The sequence below is a fragment of the Clostridioides sp. ES-S-0005-03 genome, from assembly GCF_020658455.1.
In the GTDB taxonomy this organism is placed as follows: Bacteria; Bacillota; Clostridia; order Peptostreptococcales; family Peptostreptococcaceae; genus Clostridioides.
In genome coordinates, this window is record NZ_JACVWI010000002.1 from 691307 (window position 1) to 703734 (window position 12428).

At 25.3% G+C, this 12428-nt stretch carries 12 protein-coding genes; all 12 read right to left on the minus strand.

Going from position 1 to position 12428, the window contains the following annotated elements:
- Positions 1 to 2264: 2264 nt before the first annotated feature.
- On the minus strand, positions 2265 to 4649 hold the full coding sequence (locus tag IC218_RS12180; protein WP_227824522.1) for a hypothetical protein: 2385 nt from the start codon (positions 4647 to 4649) through the stop codon (positions 2265 to 2267).
- Between the two features lie 135 nt (positions 4650 to 4784).
- Positions 4785 to 5210, minus strand: a complete 426-nt coding sequence (locus IC218_RS12185) for a hypothetical protein (RefSeq protein ID WP_227824523.1) — start codon at positions 5208 to 5210, stop codon at positions 4785 to 4787.
- On the minus strand, positions 5210 to 5437 hold the full coding sequence (locus IC218_RS12190) for a hypothetical protein (protein WP_227824524.1): 228 nt from the start codon (positions 5435 to 5437) through the stop codon (positions 5210 to 5212). The genes IC218_RS12185 and IC218_RS12190 overlap by 1 nt, the downstream gene beginning before the upstream one ends.
- A gap of 557 nt (positions 5438 to 5994) precedes the next feature.
- A complete protein-coding gene (locus tag IC218_RS12195) occupies positions 5995 to 6504 on the minus strand; it encodes a hypothetical protein (protein ID WP_227824525.1) in 510 nt (169 codons plus the stop codon).
- 376 nt (positions 6505 to 6880) lie between these two features.
- Positions 6881 to 7117: a hypothetical protein gene (locus IC218_RS12200; protein ID WP_227824526.1), complete on the minus strand. Its 237-nt coding sequence runs from the start codon at positions 7115 to 7117 to the stop codon at positions 6881 to 6883.
- Positions 7118 to 7639: 522 nt separating this feature from the next.
- Complete coding sequence (locus IC218_RS12205) at positions 7640 to 7855, minus strand: hypothetical protein (RefSeq protein WP_227824527.1); 216 nt, start codon at positions 7853 to 7855, stop codon at positions 7640 to 7642.
- A 586-nt stretch (positions 7856 to 8441) separates the two neighbouring features.
- The gene (locus IC218_RS12210) at positions 8442 to 8750 is read right to left on the minus strand and encodes a nucleotidyltransferase domain-containing protein (protein ID WP_227824528.1); all 309 of its coding nucleotides are present in this window, start codon (positions 8748 to 8750) and stop codon (positions 8442 to 8444) included.
- Positions 8731 to 9867: an HNH endonuclease signature motif containing protein gene (locus tag IC218_RS12215; protein WP_227824529.1), complete on the minus strand. Its 1137-nt coding sequence runs from the start codon at positions 9865 to 9867 to the stop codon at positions 8731 to 8733. The genes IC218_RS12210 and IC218_RS12215 overlap by 20 nt, the downstream gene beginning before the upstream one ends.
- A 561-nt stretch (positions 9868 to 10428) precedes the next feature.
- Positions 10429 to 10812: a BlaI/MecI/CopY family transcriptional regulator gene (locus tag IC218_RS12220; protein ID WP_227824530.1), complete on the minus strand. Its 384-nt coding sequence runs from the start codon at positions 10810 to 10812 to the stop codon at positions 10429 to 10431.
- A gap of 103 nt (positions 10813 to 10915) precedes the next feature.
- Positions 10916 to 11293 carry a BlaI/MecI/CopY family transcriptional regulator gene (locus IC218_RS12225; protein ID WP_227824531.1) on the minus strand — a complete coding sequence of 126 codons (378 nt, stop codon included), beginning with the start codon at positions 11291 to 11293 and terminating at the stop codon, positions 10916 to 10918.
- A 535-nt stretch (positions 11294 to 11828) separates the two neighbouring features.
- A complete protein-coding gene (locus tag IC218_RS12230) occupies positions 11829 to 11978 on the minus strand; it encodes a hypothetical protein (protein WP_193600867.1) in 150 nt (49 codons plus the stop codon).
- A gap of 140 nt (positions 11979 to 12118) precedes the next feature.
- Complete coding sequence (locus IC218_RS12235; protein WP_227824532.1) at positions 12119 to 12340, minus strand: helix-turn-helix domain-containing protein; 222 nt, start codon at positions 12338 to 12340, stop codon at positions 12119 to 12121.
- Between the last annotated feature and the right edge of the window lie 88 nt (positions 12341 to 12428).

The window sequence follows — 12428 nt, forward strand, 5'->3', positions numbered from 1 at the left end:
ATACTCTTATTTCTGTTGATTCTCCTCTCTTCCAATGCTATATAATATAGTTTGAAACAAAAAAGTATCTATTGACATTAAAATCGTTAAGTTTCTTTGCCCTCCCGAATCTCACAAATAGGTTTGACTGTTTCAATTTACTCAAGTCAATACCTTCACCTTAAATACCTAAAATTTCTTGTAAGCATTTATAGGCTAAATCAGGAGTGCTAATATCAAGCATCAAAAATATCTTTCCTTTTCTATTATATATTTTCTAAAATCTCTATTTTACATGCAATACTCTTTTCTTTACTATCTTTAATTGATTTCATCTCAGTTCACTCCATTTTATAATACCATTATTAATTGGAGTGTAAACAATTTTTATCACAGTTTTAACCAAATGATAGATTAATAAAACCCAATATAACCATGTGGAAACTGATAATAACACTTTGAACCTACACTATCTGTTTCATATACTCAAGGTTAGATTCAATTCTATGTTTTAGAAAAATATAATCATTCATATTATAGATTATATTTTGTTCTTTTAATTTTCATCCAAAATCATCTAGTCTTTGAATAACATCCAAAAGTTCTTTACCTCTATTACACTCCCCAATGCATACTGTATGGAAACAATATAATAAATTTTCGTTATACTTGTTTTCTTTTTTTTCTAGGACAAAAAACAATAATTAAAATCCTGCTGTGAATATCTCACATGCTCCTGAAATATATCTGTAGATTTAGTTAATTGATACACAACTCCTAAATATTCCTACCTTTCAAAATAATCAGTACTATGGTTGTGATAGTAAACATTCTTTGCAAATATTGTCTTTATTTTCTACTGAAAAAGTCAGTATCAGAAACAGTATGCTGTCTCCTAAAATTTTATTAGTCATCCTTTTTAAAATATAAAATTTTAATTATCATATTTAATTTTTGATTCATTTCTTATTAATCAAGGTAATACTTGATTTATAGTTATATTGATAGAATTAGAAAAATCATACATCCTTTTTATATACCCAATTATATTTTGGAAAATAAAATATCTGGTTATTTATATTTTTTATTGAGAAATCACATGAGCATTTTCAAATGTAATCCATCTTCTTAAATTCATCTATATACTGTGACTTATAAAGCTGGAGTTTTTGTTCAAATGATGAGACTACAAAACAGTTTTTTTAATTTTCTCTGATTTTTATTATCAAAAAAACAACAAACACAAGACATTCTAACCTCATACTTCGTGTATCATTAAATAGATTTTTAAAACTACATTAATTATAACTGTACTTATCATAATCTTTAAGCGACTATTTATAGAAATTATTACGTTTACAGAATAAATCGATTAAAGCTATTAATGTATCTCTCAAAACAATATTTGACCAATCACATATGGACTAAGAATAAGTATAATATTTCCTTCTACTATGTATAAAAAACCCTTCAAATACTTTCTATTTAAAATTTCATGTATCCCAAATAAACATAAGGGAATACATGAATTATCTCTATCCCTCGCAAATATAAATAAACTAAGAAAAGCAAACATATAAAAATCAATTTTACTTATATTTCTTGTTCTAAAGGAGTCAATTATATGTAACCAGAAATTATTTATCTTTGATGTGAATTTACTTTTTTCACCTAATTCTGAAGAAATCGCACACCATATAGAAACAAACAAGCATGATACTGCCTTTATAAATAAAATTACCATTGTGTTATTAGAGGCATCATATTTTCCAATTAATATTTTAAATATTGTGACTGACATTATTATTAGAAGCAGAATAAAGAAAACTATTACTGAAATTGCTTTTCATTCTGCATAGTTGTATTTTTTTGCAATAACACAATCAAGAAGACAATAAGCATTATAATATCCACTGATATTATGGTAAAATTTAACTTTCTAATCCCTAAAATAACATTATCTGATATAATTACTGCGTAAACAATAATAAATTTAACTATGTCAATTAATATCTCTCTTCTTTCCACTTTCTTTTTGTCTTTGAATTGCACAAATCTACCTTTCATAAGCATAGATATAAAAGATGTTAAAATGGAACTATTAATATTATAAGTTCCATAGATTCCCTCAGTTTATATCTAGAATTATTTTTACATTTCTATTTATCGATTTGAAACGCTATCCTTTTCACTCTATGACATTTTTGAAGTAACAAACACTTCTCAGATATTCAGATTTCAGAATTTCAAATATAATTTAAAGATAAATTCAATAAAAATTAAATTTATCCTAAAATCAGTTTACTTAGTATATTGATAGCTTTATCCTTTCTATGTTGAGGAACTTCATTACCAAGATAAGACGCTCGAATACATAAATCGTCGACATACTTATCTACTGTTTTAAGTGATTGAGATAAGATTCTTTCAAACTGCTGAGCAATGTTATGTTGTACTTCAAAATCAAGTGATGATAATAGCTCTTGGTAATTAAATTCACTAAATTTGATAAGCAAAAATTTTAATACTCCATCATTTCCTCTCCATTCATGTTTACTAATATATTCCATCATGTTTTTTATATTTATGAAATCATTTACAATCATGAGCATTTCAAAATTACTATTTAATATCAATTTATCAATTCCTATTTTATATTTTTGACAATCAAAGATATCGTATAATACCTTAATAAAGTACTCTTCTTTCATTACACCTCTTATTTTTGAGATTTCATTAATAAATTGAATCCTTATTTCATCATTTAGAAAGTTTATATCTTCTAATATTCTATAATAAAAACATCCATCTTTAAAAATATATTTAAATGATATAAAAGTCGCTAAACTCAAATATCTTCTTTCAGAACATGCCTTTACTATATTCTCATTTATTGGAGAATTTATATTGTGAAAAATCCAATTAATTAAATCATAAGAAATTTTATGACCTATATTGACATTTGCTATGGCTTCAGCAACAAAATCCACATTCTGTTTTCCAAGAATGTTATCTTCATAATGTCTAGATGAAATTAGGTTTTTAAAAAAGACTATTTCTTCCCTCCATTTTGAATAATCTGATCCTGTATATAGAATACGATAAGTAATAAAAAACATAATATATTTTTCTTCCATGAACTCACCTAATTTATTTATAAAACTTCGGTTAAGTTCATTATTCTCCAACTCAATAAAGTAATGTAACAGTTTATACTTGAGTAATCTTTTTAATTCTTCTCTAAAATTTATATAAGTCCTACATGTATCCTCTCCCTGTATTTGATTAAAATTCCTCTTTTCTTGTTTGCAAATTTTAATATCTAATGTATCCGCGATTTTTCTACTATCCATTTGCAAGATTATTTCTTTTTTCTTATTGAAAACTTTTATTATAAACTTACAATATTGTTCAATTATTTTTTCTCGCAATAATTCTGTACAATAATAATCACTACTTTTGAACAAATGATCTAGCATCTTCATCATTTGAAGGTTACGAACTGAGTTGCATAATGAAATAATATCTTCTTGAGAAAAAATGGCTTTCCAAATTGCTGTAGGAAGATCTAAAAAATTAATTTCACCTAATAATGTATTGTCAGTTTTATAAACTCTCTCAAACATGGATGAAAATTTCTCTTTATCATCACCAGATTCTTTTTTTATGAAATTGAACATAAAATCTTCTTGTTTTATATATATTTTTAGTAACTCTTCAAATTGTAGCTTAAGCTCACTTTTCTCATACTGATTCCAAAAATTCGAATTTATTAATCGTAAACTTACTAATTTATAATATGAGTTTTCCTTCTCTACCCTTTTGAAAATTTTCTTTAATGGAAGCAAAATCTTTTTATCTTTGCTTTCCCCAACCCATTGATACCATGAATATACATGGCATAATACTGAATATACCATTTCTTCCCTTTGTGATTTTTCTATATTTGATAAATCCACAAATAATATTTCTATAAAATCAAGATTCTTTGATTTTATTGTTTCGTTAAATACAAACTGATACTCTTTTAAAATAGTTATTTTAATTTGCCTATTTATCCTATCTCTATCCTCTTGAACATAAAATAGCACATTACTAATCATTAATCCCTTTATAAATAAAACAATAAATTCCATTATAATGATTGTTATAGAAACATAAAAAAGTGACTCAGCATAACCATTATATTTACTCAGTAAAAATATTTTCTTGAAATTTAAAATTGAATAAACAGATAAATATAAGAGTAACATCCTAAATAATTCCGAATTGAACATCCTATATTCAATGCTGTCCATAATAATTAATTTTGTTTTACTTTTTCCCCAATAAAGATCCCGATTATTCGCTGATGAATAACTAATTAAGAATTGTATAAATGAAATAAATATTCCATACATAGTATAAATAGCTACAGTTAAAACTATTGGATCGCAATTTAAAGGAATTCGCATAAACTGCGTTTTTTCTTGAAGAACAGTAAATATGAACAGTAAAATCATCGCTATATATTTAATGAGAAAAGTTATTAGACTACTCATTGTAGGATATTTGATTTCAAATTCTCTTTCTCTAAATCTAAACCTTATTCTCTTCATTTTTTTATCTATCAAAATAAAAAGTAAATATATAACTATAGTACATATAAAAATAATTAGTATATTATCCATTTAGTCCCCCTTACTACATATATATTACTGCTTACTACAAATCTGCTTATAATGCATTTTCTCAACTAGATTTCTTTACATTTTAATTAATATTAAGTATCACCATAATTCTCCAAGAACATATCTTGAATTCTCCTAAATAACTCTAGATAAATTGTGATTTTTTAAGTTTGAAATACCTATTATTGTTTGATTCAAATTTTCATATATTTCATGACAATGATTTATAGCTCTAATAAATGGTGCGTCTGTTTCAACAAGTAATTTATATTCTGGTATCTTCTGAATCACTCTTTTTCCTCCTACTATAGTAATTATTTTGCTATTGGAACCCCCAACTCTATAACTTGTCTTAAAGGCATATTTTTCACATTTTAAGAACTTCTTTAATGCATACAATCTAAATGTATATTCCTTTGGCAATTCACCATTCATTTCATAAAATGATATATATGAAAAATCCATTCTTATTTCGGTATTATAATCTATATTTTCTGATTCCTTAATTTTCCCTCTTTTTAATAATAATTCTGCTATACTAATCCTATATTTTAAGTCCATTACATGTATTTTTTCTTTTTTTCTATATAATTAGTAAGATTTTCGCCTAAAATCCAAATTTCATTGTTTATAGAATAATTTAATTCTTCAAATGCAATTGCACATCCTGCAAACATATCTATATCATCATAGAGGCTAATTATAGATTTAACTTTCTCTATATCTCCTTGCAAAAGTAAACTATAAGTGATATCAAAATTCTTAAATAGGATATGGACTCTAATCATGCATCCAATTCACTAATCATATCCATTGCCATGTATATGCCTAATCGTGATACATGTAGTCTATCAACTATATGTTAAAAGTTTCTATTATTCTTTTCTTCTTTTGAATATTATTTTATTGTTACAGAAGATGTAGCAAAAATTAATCTGTTCGCTCAGTATATTTAATTAATGAATTTGAATATATTTGTAATGTTAATTCATTTAATGAACTAAACTTTGATTTTCTCGAAATATATCTGGATATGATACTTTCAAATCCTAATTTTTAGCTAGTTCAATATTATCTAATATAATTTTTTTCACTCCAGCATCAGTAGCTCTACATTTAGTTAATAAATACAAAAGTTTATGTGCATCTAACTTATAATTATTATTATAAATATCATCAATTGAGAAAGCACTTTTAATTCATTTTGATATAATTTCGTTTTTTCATCTTCGATTAATGAAATATTAATATTGTTTATAGTATAAATTGAATCCAAAATTTCATTTAGTTTTTGAGTCTTCTCTAGAAAAATATGAAAATATTTAATAGAATAATCATAATCAAATCACTTATTATAAAGAGTTCCAGCAATTTTTGTTATTGCTAACTCACTATTTTTAATTGTTGTTTTTAAATAATTTTCAAAGTCTTTATCTCTAAAGGTTATAATCCCATTTCCTAAATAAATACTAATCAAATATTCAAAGCATGCACTTTCCAATTTTTCAATATTATAATCAGTAGAACTTGTAATAATATCAACTGGAATTGGTCTTTGCAATTCAACTAATGATCTACACAACTCTTCAAAATATATTATCTCTGAAGTTATTCTAGTATCTATCTTTTTTATTGATTTTTTGAATATCCCATTCAAGTCTTTTCCATTTGGGTTGAGATATTGCAACACTTCCTCAATAGTATAAGATATCTTAGAAAAAACATAGTATTGAACCTTTGTATTTTTACTGGTAAGTTTTTTTACTTCTTCACATTTAGAACCTGATACATTTTCATAAAACATATCAATGTAATTACGTTGCTCTTCCTTATTAAATCCTTCTAACTTAATCATAGTTGTTCCATAAGGTAATTCAAAATTTTCTAATCGTTCTGTTCTTGATATAACTAAAATTGAAATATTTTATTGTAAAGTAATTTTCAAGAGTTTGTCTGCAAAACAAGTATCTCCTAATACTTATGATACTGAATAACTATTGTCAACCGCATCTAATACTAATAATATAGCTGCTGCTTTATTAATTACTTTTACATAATTAGATGCTTGTTTAAGTATAATAAAAAAATTTCTTAAATAGTCACTTTCATCTAAATTAGTTTTAACAAGAAATGGCGTGTAATAATTTTAATGCTAATTCATTTCTTAACTGTACTATAGCATTTTTGTATGTATGAATATAATCCACCACCAAGACAATCATATAATAATACTAATGAGCCAATTGGCAATTCACTTCTAAATCATACACTACTGTAGCCTTACCTATTCCGCCAGTTGCATGTAAACAAATATATTGATTTCTACTAATAATTATTTCTCTGACAATATCATCACTAATATTTCTCTTAATATGTTTTTGTGGTTTTATTACTTGTGAATTATAAGGAAACAAACCATTTGAAATTGTATTAAAGAAATTTGCCATAGTATTTTTGTCAATTGACACTGTATCATTTTCCTCTGGAGACATTTATTTTTTATAAATTGCATTAGCTTATCATAATTATTTTTCAAATTTAACACTCCCAATCTAACCAAAGAACTAATTACCTCTGATTCATGTATATCTCTTATGTCACTTCCACATTCAATCAAATCAATACATTTTAAAAAATCTACAAATTCTATGGTACTCAACTTTGACTTTTTGTAAAATGACTTTAAATACTCATGATTTTCTTTAGGTAGTGCATGCTTTAAACTGAGATAATTTTTACAATCATTATTTTCAATTTCTTCATCACAATTATCTATAAGCTTTTTAAAGTTCTCTTCTATAGTTCTATTGATTACTAATTTTAGCCTTAATTTTTCTATATCTTTAGGATACTTTTTTTAAAATCTTTATATATCTGTGCTAGTCATTGAATAATTGAATTAGCTTTTCTTGAATTTGTAGATACTGATAAAGACGAAAGTATCCAAGGTAAATCACCATGTGAAATACTATATTTTAATTGAGAAAAAATCACTCTACTTGCATCTTCATATTTTTTCCTTCAAAATACTCAGCAACATCTATTGATAATAATGACTTTTCATCATCTTCAATACTTGTTCCTTCTACATAGAATGCTTCCAGCTCTGTACCAGGTTCTAACAATTGAAGTGATTTTTTAGCAGACCAAATGAAATGAAAATTATCTCCTTTATTTGACTCCCTTGCTTCTGTTGCTTCCTTCATAGTAAATTAACCTCTCTCATCTCACAATATTTTAATAAATTATTATATTTTTCAAAACTTACTTTATATATCTATAATAAGTTCTAATTTTAATATTCTACAAAATTCTAAGTATTCCTCTTCATTTCCCACAAGTATACCAAAATTCATTTGTATTTCTTCATATTATATAAATATCAATTAAATAGAATGATTTTATTTCTTTTTTTAATAAAGATAAAAGTTTCTTATTTTTTTGTTGTATACTAACTACTTTCCCCCTGATTGTTTACACAAAATAGGTGCTCATTTCTGAACGTCCAGACATAAAAAAAAGATACTGTTTTCACAGTATCTCATAACTTTTAATTTTATTCTATCTTAACCCTCCATATCGATAACCACAGAAACATTAATATATTTTTTCAACTGTTCATTACCAATTTTATCATCTTCATTTTTAAAAACAAAATGGTTCAAGAAATGCCTAAAATTAAAGCTTTCTACATAGTTTTTCTTTGTATCAAAACCACATTTTCCACATGCTTATCATTGTCCAAACCTATTCATCAAAACAGTAAGTCTAATTAATCATAATTACCTAAGCTCACTTTCCCATTATATAGTTATAATTTAATCTATCTATAAAGTTAATATCTTTTTCTTCTTCAAAACTCAACGCGGTTATATCTAAATGGTATCTACTGATTTTCTCTAAAAATTCACTTATTTGAATTTCCTTTTCCACTAGATTAGATGAAAAAGTTGAATATAACAGTAAAAGATCAATATCATTCGAAAATTTACTCGGGTTCAAAATAGATCCAAAAATATAAACCTCATCAAATTCATCAAACAACATAATGTTATCTATTATTATATTGATAATAATATTATTATTTGATTTTATTGACATATCTGTAAAAATCCTCAATTGTAAGCAAAGTAACTCCAAATGTATTCGCTAAATCATAGGCCTCTTGTGAAATACAGAACTGCCCATTCCAATTATGTAAATTTACAATTACAGAGTTTGGTTCAGGAGACATTTTGGTCAGAAAGACCTTGCTCAAACAATATTCATAAACAAAAAATATACTTACACCATTTACAATAATTTCTCTTAGCATAGTTGGATCTTTATAGATAAAATTAATGTTTCTAGATTTCAGATATTTCAAAGCAAAATTTAAGCTTTCTAATCTAACACCTGTTTTTATAAAACACTTGTTATCAAAATATAATTGTCTTAACCTAGGTGTATCCGTCAAAACTACTTTATCATCATCCTTCAATAAAATGTATGGTTCATCTATTCCTAATAAAATTTCCTCTATTCTATTCTGTTTTTGCATAATTTTTAAAAAACCTTCCAATGACTCAGTAGACGGCATAAGATGTTCTTTTACAGGTACAATCCCAAATATTGAATTAATCTTTTCTGGAAAAAGTACTGCTCTATTTTTTTCTTCGTCCAATCGAGTACATATAAATTCATTAATATGAGTAATGAATTTACGAACCACTTCTAAATTAGAATACCCTTTCTCTGAATGGTTTTGAAATAGGTTCATATTATTTTCAAGTAATAACTTTAATTTTTCATTACTTGATAATGCTTGAGGTTCAAATTTATCCCATAATGCTTTTTTATCTCCTAAAAAATAATTCTCATAAATATACTTGTTTTCATTCAATAAAGGACTAACTACCTTTTTAAGTTCTTCAAAGGAACCATACTTAGTAGAGAAAAAAGACTCTAGTTGCTTTCTTCTATTTTCTTTCCACTTTTTTACGGTTTCTTCACTTAATGAATTAATCTTGTCAAACTTCTTATGGCAATTAGGGCATAAAATAATTAAATTTTCGTACGAATTATCTTCTGTTTCAAAGTAGGGAGCAATATGAGCCTTTTCCATAATATCATTATCTTTTATAAATAAATTTTCTTGGCAATCTGGATTCATACACTTTCCCATTGATTCAGCATATAATCTTCTTTTTACATTTTCATTTATTGACTTTCTATTCATTTTATTTCCCCAAAAAAAGATTAATATATTATATAGAATGCTATTTAATAAAGTCCCTTTTTATTTCAACATTTTAAAATACTTCAAAGCAACCAAAATAGCTTCTTCTTTTTCAACCGAGCACTTCAGAACTTTCTGATTTTCATTTCTTGATATATTGTAATTCTCCCTAACTTCTAAACCATGCTTCCTCTTAACTTGCGCAATATAAAGTGTAGACACCTTAAATCCATACTTTTTAAAAACAGAGTTTTGGATTTGCTCATATGTTGCTTTACTCTATGCATTTGTTAAGTCCATATCATCCATTGGAAATTCCACACTAATATGCTTCTTTGAATCAAGTTTGGAAAGCAACGCTACAGTTTCCACATGTGTAGAGTGTAAAAACTACTATGCTAGACTAACCTACACTAGTTTTTAAAATTTTTAAATAGCTACACTAAAGGAAACTACTCTCCTGCACTACCCTCTACCGAATTTACTATAAAAAAGTATAAGTTTTTAAAACGGTGGCAAAATGGTGGCAAAATACAATTTGCCACCTAAAATAATCTTTATTTATTCTTTCTCTTTTAAATTTTTAAAATGTTCTTCAAGTTCAATTAATTTATCTTCATCTACTTCATCATCTTCACTATGCAATGCTGACATTAAACTTGAAATTGAATTTTTATGTATGTTCTTCAAAAATTCTTTCGTTTCAAACCTTAAATATTTTTTCTCTTTTACTAGTATATTATAATGTGTAAGTTTACCTATTTTCTGTGTACTTAAAAATTCCCTTCGCTCTAATCTTTTTAAAACTGTAAATGTAGTTGATTCATTCCAACCATATTTTTCTTCCATCGTATTAACTAAATCTCTAGAAGTTAATACTTTGTTAGCTTCCCAAATATATCTCATAACTTTTAATTCTGCTTCTGGTAATTTACTAATTTTCATAGTTTACACCCCTTTGCCGATTTATGTATATGTAAATTCTACATCAATAAAGCTTCCCAAACAAGAGAATTTAGCCAAATGTATCCATCCAATTTTTACCATATCATTCTTTTAAGTTTCTGTAATACTCTTCTAATGAGTCTAACTTTTCTTTACTTACAGTTTTATGTGTCGTAGTAAGTGAACGCATTATTTTTCTACTTTTACTAGATTTTAGTACTTTTTTCTTAAAAGCGTAATATTCTTTGTTATCTATTATTATTTTATAATGAGATTGAAATTTTATAATATCTCTAGCCAAATAACCTTTGTCAACTAATCTTTTTAGTAGTGTTTTTATTGTACTTTTATGCCATCCATACATCTGTTTTATATCTTTTACAATTTCTTTTTTAGAAATTTTAGAATCTTTTTTCCATAAATATTCCATTACTATTAGTTCGGCTCTTAATAATCTTTCTATTAACATTTCTTCTTCCATCTTAATGTCGCTCCCTCATTCAGTCTAACTTAAACTAATAATAGAAGCTTTTTAATACAAAAACTACAGGTAAAATTTACCATATGTTCTACTTATTTAGTTTATTTTTATATATAAAAAATATTATTCATATCTATAAACTTATTCAATTTTCAAACATATCTGTTGAATAATAACTAGTTGCATTGTATTGTTTTAATTGTAGAATAATACTAAATTGGTAAAACTAAAGGAATTTAGTGGCATAAATATTTATTAAATAAGACTTGTAAAATGAATTATAAGTTATATTGGTAAGTTATCAAAAACATATACTTTTTTGGTTTTGTGAAAGTTTTTTAGGTGGGCAATAATATCTATATTTAGAGATAAAATAAAATATATTTCTAGTATTCACAGTTTTATTTTTTGTTAAAATGCGATATAATAAAGATGTAAAATCGTATCAAAAAGAGATAAGAGAACTGTAATTCCCTTACCTCTTTAGAAATAAGGAACTATAATCTATTGTCGAGAGTGTAGTTTCCGAAAAAAATTAGTACTTTTTATATTTAATTTTTACTATTAGTTTATTAATAGTTAAATTAAATATAAAGCCACTCTTAGCTTCCGACTTTGAGTGGCTTTTTACTTTGTATATATCAAGTAAAAATTTTGCTATGTAATAAACTGCTACTATTTCCACACTTCCCACCTCCTTTCATTAGAAAGTAGGTTAGAGCATAATGTGGAAACTGCCACTCTTAGATATTTAGTTCCTTACTTATAAATTATAACATAATTTTACAACTATAAAATATCTATTCTCTTAAAGTTGTAATTAATCTATATCCTTTCATTTGTATCTTTAGTAGTAAAATAAAAATCAAATTCACAATCAAGCACGTTTGCAAATTCCCTAATTTCTTTTTCTGAAAAATTGTCTCTTGAAAATTTATTTGAAAGATTTTGTCTTGTTTGTCCTGTTTTTTCTGCTAATTCACCTATAGTCATATTTTTTCTTTTCAGTATTATTTTTATCTTTTCTCCAAATGAAATCGACAACATAACCACCTCGCTTTTCTATATATAATTATACACTATATAGTTTCTTTTATCCATTTTTATTTTACAAAGAAAACTAAATAATTTCATT

Excerpts from the sequence above, each read along its gene's own strand:
- IC218_RS12190 (WP_227824524.1), bottom strand. The coding sequence starts at position 5,437 with ATGATTAGAGTCCATATCCTATTTAAGAATTTTGATATCACTTATAGT.
- IC218_RS12220 (WP_227824530.1), bottom strand. The coding sequence starts at position 10,812 with ATGAAAATTAGTAAATTACCAGAAGCAGAATTAAAAGTTATGAGATAT.
- IC218_RS12235 (WP_227824532.1), bottom strand. The coding sequence starts at position 12,340 with ATGTTGTCGATTTCATTTGGAGAAAAGATAAAAATAATACTGAAAAGA.
- IC218_RS12185 (WP_227824523.1), bottom strand. The coding sequence starts at position 5,210 with ATGGACTTAAAATATAGGATTAGTATAGCAGAATTATTATTAAAAAGA.
- IC218_RS12180 (WP_227824522.1), bottom strand. The coding sequence starts at position 4,649 with ATGGATAATATACTAATTATTTTTATATGTACTATAGTTATATATTTA.
- IC218_RS12225 (WP_227824531.1), bottom strand. The coding sequence starts at position 11,293 with ATGGAAGAAGAAATGTTAATAGAAAGATTATTAAGAGCCGAACTAATA.
- IC218_RS12215 (WP_227824529.1), bottom strand. The coding sequence starts at position 9,867 with ATGAATAGAAAGTCAATAAATGAAAATGTAAAAAGAAGATTATATGCT.
- IC218_RS12205 (WP_227824527.1), bottom strand. The coding sequence starts at position 7,855 with ATGAAGGAAGCAACAGAAGCAAGGGAGTCAAATAAAGGAGATAATTTT.
- IC218_RS12210 (WP_227824528.1), bottom strand. The coding sequence starts at position 8,750 with ATGTCAATAAAATCAAATAATAATATTATTATCAATATAATAATAGAT.
- IC218_RS12195 (WP_227824525.1), bottom strand. The coding sequence starts at position 6,504 with ATGATTAAGTTAGAAGGATTTAATAAGGAAGAGCAACGTAATTACATT.